Origin of the sequence: Microbacterium sp. Root166, assembly GCF_001427145.1 — a bacterium.
In the GTDB taxonomy this organism is placed as follows: Bacteria; Actinomycetota; Actinomycetes; order Actinomycetales; family Microbacteriaceae; genus Microbacterium.
Genome location: NZ_LMGL01000003.1, coordinates 365,129 through 378,878, shown reverse-complemented (window position 1 = coordinate 378,878; position 13,750 = coordinate 365,129). Strand labels below are relative to the sequence as shown.

Sequence of the window (13,750 nt, the reverse complement as noted above, 5' to 3'; positions counted from 1 at the left end):
CGCGTGCGGATGTCACCACCAGGACGACCGGTTCTGATCACGCCGCTCGCCCGCATCGCCGCTGCGACCCTGCTCATCGTCGCCGCCGCCGCGACCACGGGGTGCACCGGGCAGCAGGCTTCCCCGTCGGACGGCGCGGGCTCGATCGCGCTGCTGCTGCCCGACGCCGACACCGCCCGCTACGAGACCTTCGACCGGCCGGTGTTCGAGGAGCGCGTCGCCGAGCTGGGCGACTACGACGTCCTCTACGCCAACGCCGACCAGGACGCCGCGAAGCAGCAACAGCAGGCGGAGTCCGCCCTTGCCGCCGGTGCCGCAGTGCTCGTGCTCGACCCCGTCGACGCCAACGCCGCCGTGAGCATCGTGCGCTCGGCCAACGATCAGGACGTTCCGGTGATCTCGTACGACCGCCTCATCGCGGGCGGTGATCTCGCGTACTACATCTCGTTCGACAACGAGAAGGTCGGCCGGCTGCAGGCGGAGTCGTTCGTCGAGGCCGTCACCGAGGCGGACGCCGGCGACGGCATCCTGATGCTGAACGGCTCGCCCACCGACAGCAACGCGGCCCTGTTCCGTGACGGCGCCCACGGGGTCATCGATCCCAGCGGCCTGCGCGTGCTCGCGGAGTACGACACCCCGGAGTGGAGCCCCGATGAGGCGCAGGACTGGGTGGCGGGCCAGATCTCGCAGTTCGGCGACGACATCGCCGGCGTGTACGCGGCGAACGACGCCGTGGCCGGCGGCGCGATCTCGGCGCTGAAGGCCGCGGGCGTCGCTCCGTTCCCCATCGTCACGGGTCAGGATGCCGAGCTCTCGGCGCTGCAGCGGATCATCACGGGCGACCAGCACATGACCGTCTACAAGGCGATCAAGCCGCAGGCCGAGCTCGCCGCCGAGATCGCCGTCGCCCTGCTCGAGGGCGAAGAGGTCAGCGCACCCGCCGAGACGAACGGCGTGCCCACGACGCTGCTGGATCCGGTGGCGGTCACCGTGGACAACATCCTCGAGACCGTCGTGGCGGACGGGTTCTGGACGGTCGCCGACATCTGCACGCCGGCCTACGCCGATGCGTGCGAAGCTGCCGGCATCCGGTAGGGTCCTGACCTTGGCGAGGAGGGCGTGAGGCGATGTCGATGACGCAGCCGCGAGCGGGACGAGCGCGCGAGCGCGTCCTCACCATGCGCGGGATCGGCAAGCGGTTCGGCGCCGTCAGAGCGCTCACCGACGTCGACTTCTGGGTCAACGAGGGCGAGGTCGTCGCCCTCGTGGGCGACAACGGCGCCGGCAAGTCGACGCTGGTCAAGGTGCTCGCGGGAGTCCACGCCCCCGATGCCGGCACCATCGAGTTCGACGGCGAGCTCGTGGACATCCCGAGCCCGGCGGACGCCCAAAAGCTCGGCATCGCGACGATCTTCCAGGACCTCGCGCTCTGCGAGAACCTCGACGTGGTCGCGAATCTGTGGCTCGGCCGCGAGCTCGTCGAGGGGGCGATGCTCGACGAGGTCGACATGGAGCGGCGCACCTGGATGCTGCTGCGCGAGCTGTCCGCGAAGATGCCATCGGTGCGCACGCCGGTCTCGACGCTCTCGGGCGGGCAGCGGCAGACGGTGGCGATCGCGCGCTCGCTCATCGGCGACCCGCGGGTCGTGATCCTCGACGAGCCGACGGCGGCGCTGGGCGTCGCGCAGACTGCGGAGGTGCTGAACCTGATCGAGCGGCTGCGCGAGCGCGGCCACGGCGTGGTGCTCATCAGCCACAACATGGCCGACGTCATGGCCGTGGCCGACCGCGTCGTCGTGCTTCGGCTCGGCCGCAACAACGGCGTCTACAACGTCGCCGACGTGACCACCGCCACCCTGATCGCCGCGATCACCGGCGCCGCCGACAACGCCGTCACGCGCCGCGCCGCCGAGCGACCTGTCCCCGCGGACGAGATCGAGCTGCCCGAGCCCACGCCGGGCCCGCACGCGCCCGGCGCGCGAGACGCCGAGATCATCCGCATGCCCACCGGCGGAAAGCGCCGCCCGTCCGACCCCGGAAGCAGACGCTCGTGAGCGTCGACCGCGGCGCCGTTCCCGAAACGGATGCCGCAGCCCCGCGACTGCTGAGCGCTGACGGCGTCCGTGCGGCGATCGCCTCGCTGGTGGCGCGCATCCGCGGGGGCGACCTCGGCCCGGCTCCGGTGATCGGCGGGCTCGTCGTCATCTGGATCGTCTTCCAGGCCGTGAACCCCTTCTTCCTCGGGAGCGAGAACCTCTGGAACCTCACGATGCAGTGCGCGGCGATCGGCACGATCGCCCTCGGCGTCGTGCTGGTGCTCCTGCTGGGCGAGATCGATCTGTCGGTCGGGTCCGTCTCGGGCCTCGCCGCCGCGATCCTGGCGGTCGCGTTCGTGCAGCTGCAGTGGCCGCTGATCCTCGCGCTGATCGCGGCGGTCGTCGCTGGTTGCCTCGTCGGGCTGCTCTACGGCACCCTGCTGACCCGTTTCGGCCTGCCCAGCTTCGTCATCACGCTCGCCGGCCTGCTGGGCTTCCTCGGGCTGCAGCTGTGGGTCCTCGGCGACACCGGGACCATCGGCATCCCGTTCGATTCGTGGATCGTGGAGTTCGCCCAGCAGATGGTCCTGCCGGCGTGGGCCACCTACGTCGTCGTGGTGCTCTCGGTCGGCGCCTACGCCTGGACGCTGGTGCGCCGTGCGCGACGGCGGGCAGCGGCGGATCTCGCGAACCAGGGGTATCTCGAGATCGGGCTGCGCAGCGCGGGGCTGCTCGCCTTCCTGCTCCTGGCGGCGTGGTACCTGAGCCTGTACCGCGGCGTCGGCGTGATGTTCCTGTTCTTCGTCGCGCTCGTCGTCGTCATGCACCTCGCGCTCACCCGCACCCGCTGGGGCCGGGCCGTCTACGCGGTCGGCGGCTCGGTCGAGGCCGCGCGACGCGCCGGCATCCGCGTCGATCGCATCTACCTGTCCGTCTTCGCGCTGTGCTCGACGCTGGCGGCGGTCGGCGGCATCCTCGCCGCTGCCCGGCTCGCCTCGGCGAGTCAGGCTTCGGGCGGTGGGGACACGAACCTCAACGCGATCGCGGCGGCCGTGATCGGCGGCGCGAGCCTGTTCGGCGGACGAGGGTCGGCCTTCGCGGCGCTGCTCGGGATCATCGTGATCCAGTCGATCTCGTCGGGCCTGACGCTGCTGAATCTCGACTCGTCGGTGCAGTTCATGGTCACCGGCGCGGTGCTGATCCTGGCCGTGATCGTCGATTCGGTGTCGCGCCGCACGCGCGCGGCCACGGGGATCGCCTGACCGCACTGGCTTCATGTGACAAACGCTTAATCGGCGTTGCCAAAGCGTTACGTTCAAGACTTGACGCCATGAACTGATCACGGCGATGATCGCATCAAGCGCGACGTGCGGCGGAGAAGCCGTTGGGGGTCGCGCATTTCAATGACGAAAGGCGAATGATGAAGAAGTCTTCACTCCTCGCCGCGGTCGCCCTCAGCGGCGCCGCGGTGATGCTGGCGGGCTGTTCCGGGGGAACCGGCGGCGGCTCGACCGATGACGGCGGCGGTGACGCCGAAGCCGGCCGCGCCTGCGTGATCCTGCCCGACGCCGCTTCGTCGCCGCGCTGGGAGAACTTCGACGCCAAGTACCTCCAGGAGGGCCTGGAGGCCGCCGGCTTCGAGACCGACATCCAGAACGCGCTGGGCGATGTCAACAAGTACTCGACGATCGCGGACCAGCAGCTCGCACAGGGCTGCGGCGTCATGCTGCTCGTCGACTACCAGGGTGCGGCCGAGGCCGTCGCCACCAAGGCCAAGGCCGAGGGCATCCCGGTCATCGCGTACGACCGCCCGTTCTCGGGCGCCGACTACTACGTGTCGTTCGACAACGTCGAGGTCGGTCGCATGGAGGGCCAGACGGTCCTCGACGGACTCGCCGCCAAGGGCGTCGACCCGGCGTCGGCCACCGTCGTCTACATGGGCGGCGACCCGACCGACGGCAACGCCGCCATGTTCAAGGAAGGCGCGGTCGAGGTCATGGAAGCAGCCGGCATCTCGCCGGCCGCCGAGCCCCCGGGAGTCTGGGACCAGGCCAAGTCGCAGACCAACTTCGAGCAGGCGCTGACCTCGCTCGGTGGTCAGGTCGACGGCGTCTGGGTCGCCAACGACACGAACGCGGCCGGCGTCATCAAGGTCCTGCAGGACAACAACCTGAGCGGCGTCGCCGTCTCGGGTCAGGACGCGAACGTCGCGGGCCTGCAGAACATCCTGCTCGGCTGGCAGACCGCCACGGTCTACAAGCCCGTCAAGGACGAGGCCACGGCCGCTGTCGAGACCGCCATCGCGCTGCTCAACGGCGAAGAGGTCGAGACCGACGCCGAGCTGGAGGACGGCACGCCGTACATCCAGGTCACGCCGATCCTCGTCGGACCCGACAAGGTCAAGGACGTCATCGCCGCCGGCGACGCCTCCTACGACGACGTCTGCACGCCCGAGGTCATGGCCGCGTGCGAGGAGTTCGGGGTCACGGCCGAGTAAGTTACCGGTCAAAGCCGCGAGGGCGTCGCGTCATCTGGCGCGGCGCCCTCTGCGCGCTCACACCGACACACTGCAAGGAAGCGAGTATGTCAGAGACCATCACAGCCACAGAGCCGATCATCCAGCTGGTCGGCGTCAAGAAGTCATTCGGTCCCGTCAGCGTCCTCAAGGGCGTCGACCTCAAGGTGTACCCCGGCAAGGTGACCGCCCTCGTCGGCGACAACGGCGCCGGCAAGTCCACGCTCATCAAGGGACTCGCCGGAGTGCAACCCTACGACGAGGGCGAAGTCCTCATCGACGGGCAGCACCGCGACCTGCACCAACCTCGGGATGCCGCGCACATGGGCATCGAGGTCGTGTACCAGGACCTCGCCCTGTGCGACAACCTGGACATCGTCCAGAACATGTTCCTCGGTCGTGAGGAGACCTCGTTCGGCACGTTCGACGAGGGCCGCATGGAGAAGGACGCGTCCGACACCCTGCGCTCCCTCTCGGTGCGCACGGTCAAGTCAGTGCGCCAGAAGGTCTCGTCGCTCTCGGGCGGCCAGCGTCAGACGGTCGCAATCGCCCGCGCCGTGCTGAAGAAGGCGCGCGTCGTCATCCTCGACGAGCCGACCGCCGCGCTCGGCGTCGCCCAGACCGAGCAGGTGCTCAACCTGGTGCAGCGCCTGAAGGAGCAGGGCGTGGCCGTCATCCTCATCAGCCACAACCTCGCGGACGTCTTCCAGGTCGCCGACGACATCGCGGTGCTCTACCTCGGCCAGATGGTCGCGCAGATCGATGTGGCCGACACCACTCGCGACGACGTCGTGGGCTACATCACCGGCACGAAGACACTCGGCGGCGTCGGCATCATCGACACGTCGACCCTTCGCACCGAGGGAGGAGCGGAATGAGCAGCAACACCCGCACAGAAGCGGCGCCCGATCCGCTCACCAGCGACCTGATCGGCAGCGGCGTCGAGGGCGGCCTGGGCGATCAGGTCCAGGCATGGTGGCAGCGCGTTCGCAGCGGCGACATGGGCGCACTGCCCGCCGTCGGCGGCCTCGTTGTCCTCAGCATCCTGTTCTCGATCCTCAGCCCGTTCTTCCTCACCGAGCGCAACTTCGCCAACCTGCTCAACCAGGCCGCCACCCTCGTCGTGCTCGGCATGGCGTTGGTGTTCGTGCTGCTCCTGGGCGAGATCGACCTGTCCGCCGGCGTGACCGGCGGCGTCGGCATGGCGCTGTTCGTCGTGATGGCGTCCCAGGGCGTGCCGTGGGCGCTCGCGCTGGCGATCGGCTTCGGCTTCGGGTTCCTGATCGGCGCGCTCATAGGCTTCTTCGTCGCGAGGGTGGGCATTCCATCGTTCGTCGTGACATTGGGCCTGTTCCTCGGCCTGCAGGGGCTCGCGCTCGTGGTCATCGGCCCCGGCGGACTCTTCCGCGTCGAGGTGCCGGAGCTCATCGCCCTGCAGAACGGCAACCTTCCGGTGTGGGCCGGCTGGGCGATGCTCGTGGTCATTATCGCCGTCTCGGCGGGCATGTCGTTCTGGGATCGCGCACGCCGCGTCCGTGCGGGCGTGCCCAACCGCGACATCTCGCTGGTGTTCATCAAGCTCGGCGTCATCGCCGTGCTCGGCGGCGCCGTGGTGTTCATCCTCAACCAGGACCGCGGTCAGGGACCGATCGCCGTGCAGGGCGTGCCGAACGTCGTGCCGATCGTGCTGGTGATCCTGTGGATCGGCACGTTCGTGCTCGACCGCACGCAGTTCGGCCGATACATCTACGCGATCGGCGGCAACGCCGAGGCGGCGCGTCGCTCGGGCGTGAAGGTGCGCTGGATCAAGTGGTGGGCGTTCGTGATCTGCTCCAGCCTCGCGGTCTTCTCCGCGCTGCTCAGCGTCTCGCGCGTCGGCTCGGTGGATGCCACCGTCGGGCGCGACATCGTCCTGAGCGGTGTCGCGGCGGCGGTCGTCGGCGGTGTCAGCCTCTTCGGCGGACGCGGCCGGCTCATGCACGCGGCGATCGGCGCGCTCGTGATCGCCGTGATCACGAACGGCCTCGGTCTGCTCAACCTGCCGGCCGGCATCAACCTTCTCGTCACCGGCGGCGTGCTGATCCTCGCTGCAACGGTGGATGCGCTGTCGCGCATCCGCTCCGGCGGCGTCAGGCTGTAGTACTCACTCACGAAGGGCGCCGGGCCTCAGCATCCGCTGACCCGGCGCCTTTCACGTGCCTCGAGGATCTCGTCGACCCACGCGGGCACCAGCTCGCTGGCCCGGCCCGACCGCGCGTCGTCGAAGGGGACGACGGCGTCGCTCGGCTCGAGGTTGAGCTCCACCGTGTGCGCGCCGAGGGCCGAGGCGAGCGCCACGTAGCCGGCCGCCGGGTACACCGCTCCGGAGGTGCCGATCGACACGAACACCTCGCACGCGGCCACGGCCTGTTCGATGCGGTCCAGTTCGTACGGCATCTCGCCGAACCAGACCACGTCGGGGCGCAGCATCCGTTCTCCGCACGCCGGGCACGGCGGCCGCGTCGCCAGGTCGTCCTCCCACACCGGTCGCGCGCCGCAGGACGTGCACAGCGCCCGTCGGAGCTCACCGTGCATGTGGACGAGATTGCCGGTGCCGGCGCGCTCGTGCAGGTCGTCGACGTTCTGCGTGACGACGAGCAGGTCCTCCCCCACCGCGCCTTCGAGGCGTGCCAGTGCGCGGTGCGCGGCGTTGGGCTGGACGGATGCCGCCGCCCGCCGCCGCGCGTCGTAGAAGGCGTGCACGAGGTCCGGGTCGCGTTCGAAGCCCTCCGGCGTCGCGACGTCCTCGACGAGGTGGCCCTCCCAGAGCCCGTCCGCGTCGCGGAACGTCGGGACCCCGCTCTCGGCCGAGATCCCCGCTCCGGTCAGCACCACGATGCGCACCCGCCCATTGTGCACGGAAGGCCCGGATCGAGTGATCCGGGCCTTCCGCCTCCTGTGATCGCGGGAGGTTACTTCAGCTTGAACAGCGCGGTTGTGGTCGAGCCGTCCTGCGTTGTCATGGTCACCTGGTAGCAGGATCCCGGCTTCTTGGGCGTCTGCCAGTTCTGGATGAACTGGCCGGCCGTCGCGTCGTAGCGCAGGCTCGTACCACCCGTCGAGGTCATCTCGATGTCATCGGTGACGATGCTGGCCCCGGGGCACGCGACGCCCTTGACCGTGAAGCCGCTCACGGCAGAGACCGCCGTCAGCTCGGTCGCCCCGGCGAAGACCTCGAACTTGAGCGGCACGGTGGCGCCGCCCTTCACGCTGTTCCAGGTGCCGCTCAGGTCGACGGGCTGGAAGAACCCGCGCAGGGTCCAGGCCGTGACCGAGTAGGAGCGGGTGTCGACGGCGATGTTCTCGCTGGTGTCGGAGGCGGTGGCCGTCAGCGTGTGCACCTCGCCGACGGTGGCCTTGTACCCGGTGATCTCGCACGGAACGACCTCGTCGACGAGATCGAACGCCGTGCAGGTGCCCGCGGGGGGAACCGATCCGAAGACGTACGACTCGCCATGCTGCGGGCCATCGACCCACGTGATGACGGGAGGCGTGTTGTCCTCCACGGTCACGGGGAAGGCCACCGTGGCGGAGTTGCCCGCCGCGTCGGTCGCCGAGCAGTCGACCTGGGTGGCGCCGAGGGCGAACGTCGATCCCGGTGCCGGGTCGCAGGTCGCCTCGAACTCGCCGTCCACGATGTCGGTGGCGATCACGGAGAAGTCGACGATCGCGCCGTCGGGCCCCGTCGCTTCGACCGTGATGGACCCGGGCGCCTGCAGCACCGGCGGCCTCGTGTCGACGACGGTCACCGTGAAGCTGCTCGATCCGGTGTTTCCGGCGGCGTCGGTGGCCGTGCACGTCACCTCGTTCATACCGAGCGGCAGCGTGGAGCCGGATGCCGGGACGCAGACGGGCGTCAGCGAGCCGTCGACCAGGTCGGAGGCAGTGGCGCTGAACGTGACGTCGGCACCGCTCGGGCCGGTCGCTTCGGCCTCGAACGACGCCGGCGTCGACACCACCGGTTTCGTCGTGTCGACGACGTGGACCGTGAATGACCCGCTCGCCTCGTTCCCGCGGCTGTCGGCAGCGGTGCACTCGACGACCGTGTCACCCAGGACGAAGAGCGCTCCGGATGCCGGTGCGCAGTCCACCGCGACGTCACCGTCGACCAGGTCGAAGGCGGAGGCCTCGAACTCGGCGACGGCACCCGAGGGTCCGGTCGCCTCGACGGTGAGGTCGGCGGGAACCACCAGGCTCGGCGCCGTGGTGTCGGAGATCGTGACGGTGAACGATGCCGAGCCGGTGTTGCCGGCCGTGTCGGTGGCGCTGCAGGTGACGGTCGTGTCGCCGACCGCGAAGCCCGTCCCTGACGCCGGTGTGCACGTGACCGCAGGAGAGACCGTGACGGCATCGGTGGCCGTCGGGTCGGTCCAGTTCACGATCGTGTGCTCGTCTGTTGCTTCGAACCCGATGTCGGTCATCGAACCGACGACGGGGTCAGTCGTGTCTCGTACGACGACGGCGAATGAGCCCGCGCCCGTGTTGCCTGCCGCGTCGGTCGCGGAGCAGGACACCGTGGTGGTGCCGAGCGAGAAGACGGAGCCGGATGCCGGGAGGCAGTCGACGCTCACGATGGCCGGGCCGGTCTCGTCGGTGGCGCTCACCATCGAGGCGAAGTCCACGGCAGCGCCGGCGGCGCTGGTGGCCTCGACGACGACCTCACCGGGAAGGGTCAGCTGCGGGGCGACGGTGTCGGTGATGCAGGTCTTGGTGGTCCAGGTCACCGCGACGGACGAGGTGCCGGTGACGGGCTCGGTGGCGTTGTTCGTCCCTGTGTAGGAGAACCTGACGTTGCCGGTGCCTTCGGCGGCCTTCGCGGGAAGCGTCACGATGGCGGTCAGGACCTCGTCGCTGAGGTCGTTCTGCGTGTTGCCTGCCTGCCAATCGGAGGGCAGCGAGATGACCGGGTCTGCGAGACTCGCGGACATTCCTGCATCGCCGGTCGTGAATGTGACGGTCACGTTCGACCCATTCGCGAAGACGTTGTTATTGGGCTTCGTGTCCGGATTGCCCTTACGCACAGCCGCGATCAGCACCGGAAAGCTCACCGGCTGGTCGGTACATGCCACGACGATCGCGGCGTTTTCGCTGACAGCTGTCACGCCGTCGCCGTCGACCACCAGTTGATCAGCCATGGCCGCGGAGGCCCCGCCGATCACCAGCAGCAGAGCTGCACCCATCGCCGTACAGATTTTGAGCGCACGAGATCGCGCCATGGTGAATCCCCATTCTCCCCACCGGTTGCGACGTTCATCGGCACAACTCAGTCCCGCGCCCATCGTGTCACCGTGCGTGCCTGCGGCACTACAGGATCCACCTCAGGGTCGGCTCAGGGTCGGCTCAGGACGCAGTGATTTCAGCCGCGCAGGAGCGCCTGGAGCGACTGGATGGTATCGGCCTCAGCCGGGCTCTTGTCGGGCCGGTACCCCTTCACGCGGGCGAAGCGCAGCGCGACGCCGCCGGGATATCTCGTCGAACGCTGGACCCCGTCGATCGCGATCTCGACGACGGTCTCCGGCCGCACGTGCACGGTGTGGGCGGAGCGATGCGTCTCGATGGTGGGGAAGTGCTCGGTCTGCCACTGAAGCAGGGCGTCGGTGAGTCCCTTGAAGGTCTTGCCCACCATCACGAAACCGCTCTCGCTCGTGGCGGCGTCGGGATCGCGCGCGCCGAGGTGCAAGTTCGACAACTGGCCCGAGCGGCGACCCGATCCCCATTCGACGGCGAGCACCACGAGGTCGAACGTCAGCACCGGCTTCACCTTGAGCCAGCTCTTGCCCCGGCGACCGGCGGCATACAGCGAGTCGACGCCCTTGACCATGACGCCCTCGTGCCCGGCCGCGAGCGCCTGGCGTGAGAACTCCTCGGCAGCCTCCGCATCGGCCGTGACGATGCCGGGCATCCGGGACGATCCGGCCACCCGCTCCAGCGCGTCGAGGCGCGTCGACAGCGGCTCGTCGATCAGGTCCTGGCCGTCGAGGTGGAGAATGTCGAAGAACCACGGGCGCAGGATCACCTCGGCGGCGTTCTCCGAGCCGAAGCGCGACATCGTGTCCTGGAACGGCCGAGGACCGCCGTCCTCGTCGAGTGACAACGTCTCGCCGTCGAGGATCACCTGGCGGGCCGGGAGCTCTCTGACGGCCGCGACGATCTCGGGCACGCGGTGGGTGATGTCGGCGAGGTTGCGCGTGTAGACCCGCACGTCGTCGCCGTCGCGATGCACCTGGATTCGCGCACCATCGAGCTTGTACTCGACCGACACCTCGCCGGTCACCGCACCGAGCGCATCGACGACCGATGACGCGGTCGACGCCAGCATCGGCATGACGGGACGGCCGACGACGAGACCGACGGCGCCGAGCTCGTCCGCGGTGCCGGTCAGCGCGAGCAGGGCGGTGGCGCCGAGATCGCCGGACAGCATGGCGGCGCGGCGGACGGCCGCGGCATCCCTCTCCCCCGCCTTGGCGATCGCGTCGACCAGCACACCCTCGAGCGCGCCGGTGCGCAGCTCGCCGAGCATGACCCGGGTCAGGAAGTCCCACTCGGCCGCGGTCGCCCGCTGGGCGAGCGAGATCAGCTCGGCGTTGCGCGCCGCCACCGAGCCGGCGCCGGCCGTGGCGGCCAGGCGATCGAGTGCGGCATCCACGTCGAGGATCTGCAGGGACGGCGCGTCGGCATGCACGACCTGGAGTGCGGTGAGACTGCGCCAGCCCACGCCGAGGCGGCCCTGGCGCGGGCTGGCCGTGAGGAAGCCGATGGCCGGGGCGATCTCATCGGGCGCGAGGCCTCGCAGCACCGCGGCGAGCGCGGCGGTCTTCGCGAGCCGCGACGACGTCGCCGTGACCGCATCGACGCCTGCCACGACCTCGCTGAGCTGCATGACGGCATTCTCGCACCGGGTCGCGACACCGACACAGCCCCGACGGCGCGCTAGGCGAGCACGTCGCGCAGCGCCTCCTCGAGCTCGGGGTGCGCGAAGCGATAACCCGAGTCGAGGAGCACCGCAGGCGCCGCCCATCGACTCTTGAGCACGAGCTCCGGCTCGGTGCGCAGCGCCCACATCGCCGGCTCGAGCATGAATCGCCAGGCCGGCAGGCCGAACGGCGCCCGGACGATCCGGCGCAGCGTCGACATCAGCGTGCGGTTGTCGCTCGCTCCGGGAGCCGCGAGGTTCACGACACCATCGAGGTCCGCCCGGTCTCGCAGGTGGCGCACCGCGCCGACGACGTCGTCGATGTGTATCCAGCTGAACCGCTGCCGTCCGTGCGATCGGTGCCAGGGCGCTCGCCCGGTGCCGCTGGGGTGCACCCCGATTCCCCGGTAGCGGCGGTGCGGGAACCACCACCCGTCGAACTGCAGACCGCCGAGCCCGAGCCGCGCCAGGCGCACGAGTGTGTGCGTGGCCGGTCCGTCGCCCAGCACGATGGCCATGCGCAGCGCCACCCGGCGGGTGCCGGGCAGGTCGCCGGCGAAGAACTCCTCTTCCCACGACCGCGCGACGTCGACCGAGAACCCGGTGCCGAGCTCGCCGTCCGCCTCGGTCTGCGGGCGGTCCAGCGCGTACCGGTAGATCGTGGCGGTGCTGGCGTTGAGCCAGACGGCCGGCGGGGCCGCGGCATCCGTCACCGCCTCCCGCAGCTGCCGCGTCGTCTCGACGCGCGAGCGCAGGATCTCGTCGCGGTTGCGGTCGTTGTAGCGGCAGTTCACCGACTTGCCGGCGAGGTTGACGAGCACCTGCGCGCCGTCGACCGCACGGCGCACACTCGCCTGGTCCGACCAGCGCGCGTCGGGGCCGTCTCGTCCGATGAGGCGCAGCTCGTAGCCGTCGGCCTCGAGGGCGGTGCGCAGTGCGCGGCCCACGAAGCCCGAGGCGCCGGCGATGACCGCGATCGGCCGCGTCATCGCGTGCACCACAGCGCCCAGGCCATGAGAACGGGCTGGAGGAACAGGCGCACGAAGCGGGCGCGGTCGGTGCGCAGCAGCGGCGCCGAGCGTCCGGTGCGCCACTGGTGGACGTTGCCCGGAAGCACGGCGACGAAGAACGCCGCCACCAAGGCGCCGATCCGGCGCTGGTCACGCGGCAGCGCGACGAGGGCACCGCCCAGCATGAGCTCGACCGCCCCGGACGCGACCACGATGGTGTCCTTGTCGGTGCGGAGCAGCTCGGTCGCCCAGTCCGGGACCACGATGCGGTAGCCGCGACGGCCCCATGTCAGGTGGGATGCGCCGGCCACCAGCAGCAGCGCCGCCAGGGCGATGCGCGCGACGGCCTTCACAGGGCCGAACCGGCCGCGACGATCCGTGCCGCTTCGCCGGAGCTCGCATAGAACTCGGGCAGGTCGGCACGGGATGCCGGCAGCAGGATCACCTCGTCGACTCCGGCGTCGAAGAACGCACCCGTGGCTGCCGCCACCCGCGCGGCGTCGCCCCACACGGCGCGGCGGTGCGGCTCGTCCTTGTCGCCGACGTCGGTGATCGCGCGTTCCTCGGCGCCGGCGCCGAACGCGGCGATGACGTAGGCGACGATGTCGTGGGCGCCGTCCCGGTCGGCCCCGGCGCGCGCCGCGCGGATCGAGCGGACTGCGGTGGCGACCTCTTCGGGCGTGTGGCCGCTGTCGAGGACGGTGCCGTCGGCGACCTCGCCGCTGAACTGCAGCGTCCTGGGGCCCTCCGCGGCGGCGTAGATGCGCGGCGCGGCTGCCGGCGGGTAGTCCAGACGGACGCCGCGGAGCGTGACGTACCGCCCTTCCACGTCGAGCTCGTCGCCGGCGAGCAGCCCTCGCAGCGCGGGGACGTACTCGCGCATGAGCGTCAGCGGCGACGCGACGCGGGCGCCGACCTGGCCCATCCACGGCAGGACGCCGTGGCCGACGCCGGGGAGCAGGCGCCCGGGGAACAGCCGGTCGATCGTGGCGATCTCCATCGCGGTCGCGGCGACGTTGCGCAGCGGCATGGGCGCGATCCCGATGCCGATCCGCAGCCGCTCGGTCTGCGCGAGCGCGGCGGCCGCCGCGGCGAACGCGGACTGACGGAAGCAGTCCTCCCACAGCCACAGCTCGGGTACTCCGCCCGCCTCGGCCGCCCGCACCGACGAGAGGAACTCGTCGGGCGAGTGGGTGTACGGGTTGAAGATCGCACCGATGCGGGCCATGAACCCACT

12 protein-coding genes are annotated in these 13,750 nt (G+C 70.3%); 6 read left to right on the top strand and 6 right to left on the bottom strand.

The window, feature by feature from the left end; genetic code table 11:
- The first annotated feature begins 9 nt into the window (after positions 1-9).
- The 6 genes from ASD56_RS13555 (at position 10) to ASD56_RS13530 (ending at position 6,691) form a co-directional block, all read left to right on the top strand.
- A complete protein-coding gene (locus ASD56_RS13555) occupies positions 10-1,095 on the top strand; it encodes a sugar ABC transporter substrate-binding protein (RefSeq protein WP_055966703.1) in 1,086 nt (361 codons plus the stop codon).
- Between the two features lie 38 nt (positions 1,096-1,133).
- Positions 1,134-2,054, top strand: a complete 921-nt coding sequence (locus ASD56_RS13550; protein WP_442922405.1) for an ATP-binding cassette domain-containing protein — start codon at positions 1,134-1,136, stop codon at positions 2,052-2,054.
- Positions 2,051-3,298, top strand: a complete 1,248-nt coding sequence (locus ASD56_RS13545) for an ABC transporter permease subunit (protein ID WP_082541476.1) — start codon at positions 2,051-2,053, stop codon at positions 3,296-3,298. Before ASD56_RS13550 ends, ASD56_RS13545 begins: the two co-directional genes overlap by 4 nt.
- Before the next feature lie 158 nt (positions 3,299-3,456).
- Positions 3,457-4,533: a sugar ABC transporter substrate-binding protein gene (locus tag ASD56_RS13540; RefSeq protein WP_055967226.1), complete on the top strand. Its 1,077-nt coding sequence runs from the start codon at positions 3,457-3,459 to the stop codon at positions 4,531-4,533.
- 86 nt (positions 4,534-4,619) lie between these two features.
- On the top strand, positions 4,620-5,429 hold the full coding sequence (locus ASD56_RS13535) for an ATP-binding cassette domain-containing protein (RefSeq protein WP_082541475.1): 810 nt from the start codon (positions 4,620-4,622) through the stop codon (positions 5,427-5,429).
- The gene (locus tag ASD56_RS13530; protein ID WP_055966700.1) at positions 5,426-6,691 is read left to right on the top strand and encodes a sugar ABC transporter permease; all 1,266 of its coding nucleotides are present in this window, start codon (positions 5,426-5,428) and stop codon (positions 6,689-6,691) included. The genes ASD56_RS13535 and ASD56_RS13530 overlap by 4 nt, the downstream gene beginning before the upstream one ends.
- A gap of 26 nt (positions 6,692-6,717) precedes the next feature.
- Here ASD56_RS13530 and ASD56_RS13525 read toward each other — a convergent pair whose 3' ends face one another.
- The 6 genes from ASD56_RS13525 to ASD56_RS13500 form a co-directional block, all read right to left on the bottom strand.
- The gene (locus tag ASD56_RS13525; RefSeq protein ID WP_055966692.1) at positions 6,718-7,434 is read right to left on the bottom strand and encodes an NAD-dependent deacylase; all 717 of its coding nucleotides are present in this window, start codon (positions 7,432-7,434) and stop codon (positions 6,718-6,720) included.
- 68 nt (positions 7,435-7,502) lie between these two features.
- On the bottom strand, positions 7,503-9,770 hold the full coding sequence (locus tag ASD56_RS13520) for an HYR domain-containing protein (protein ID WP_055966689.1): 2,268 nt from the start codon (positions 9,768-9,770) through the stop codon (positions 7,503-7,505).
- A gap of 176 nt (positions 9,771-9,946) precedes the next feature.
- On the bottom strand, positions 9,947-11,470 hold the full coding sequence (locus ASD56_RS13515) for an ATP-dependent DNA ligase (RefSeq protein WP_055966686.1): 1,524 nt from the start codon (positions 11,468-11,470) through the stop codon (positions 9,947-9,949).
- A gap of 50 nt (positions 11,471-11,520) precedes the next feature.
- Positions 11,521-12,492 carry an epimerase gene (locus ASD56_RS13510; protein ID WP_055966683.1) on the bottom strand — a complete coding sequence of 324 codons (972 nt, stop codon included), beginning with the start codon at positions 12,490-12,492 and terminating at the stop codon, positions 11,521-11,523.
- A complete protein-coding gene (locus ASD56_RS13505) occupies positions 12,489-12,866 on the bottom strand; it encodes a DoxX family protein (protein WP_055966681.1) in 378 nt (125 codons plus the stop codon). Before ASD56_RS13505 ends, ASD56_RS13510 begins: the two co-directional genes overlap by 4 nt.
- Positions 12,863-13,741 (bottom strand): LLM class flavin-dependent oxidoreductase, encoded by an 879-nt coding sequence (locus ASD56_RS13500; protein ID WP_055966679.1) that lies wholly within the window; start codon positions 13,739-13,741, stop codon positions 12,863-12,865. Before ASD56_RS13500 ends, ASD56_RS13505 begins: the two co-directional genes overlap by 4 nt.
- Positions 13,742-13,750: the final 9 nt, after the last annotated feature.